Genomic DNA, 410 nt, shown 5'->3' with positions numbered 1-410 from the left:
CATCAAGGTCGATCCTGCCAAGGGGCGCGAGTTCAGCGATTCCGAGAGCTTCTACACCTGGCTCGGCAACCACCACGACACCGAGACAGAAGTCTGGATCAAGATCCACAAGGTCGGTTCGGGGCTGCCTTCGATCACGCCGAAGGAGGCCATCGATGTCGTTCTGTGCTGGGGCTGGATCGATGCCGTGCGCAAGGGGCTCGACGACAAGAGCTATTTGCAACGCTACACGCCGCGCGGCAGGAAGAGCACCTGGAGCCAGATCAACGTCGACAACGTCGCCCGGCTGATCGAGCAGGGCCGGATGACAGAGCATGGGCTGAAACAGGTCGAGGCAGCGAAGGCCGACGGGCGCTGGGCGCGCGCCTATGGAAGCGGCAAGGACATGAAAATCCCCGACAATCTTAAGG

General features: G+C 61.5%; 1 protein-coding gene. It reads left to right on the top strand.

Annotated elements, in window-relative coordinates:
• Window position 1 precedes the first annotated feature (1 nt).
• Window positions 2-410, top strand: a 409-nt coding sequence (locus EOA13_RS37695) for a hypothetical protein (protein WP_127298077.1), incomplete at its 3' end; no start/stop codon positions are given.

It is taken from the genome of Mesorhizobium sp. M7A.F.Ca.US.011.01.1.1, assembly GCF_003998295.1.
GTDB lineage: Bacteria > Pseudomonadota > Alphaproteobacteria > Rhizobiales > Rhizobiaceae > Mesorhizobium.
Note: the sequence above shows the minus strand (reverse complement) of the source record. Positions and strands in the feature narration are given on the sequence as shown.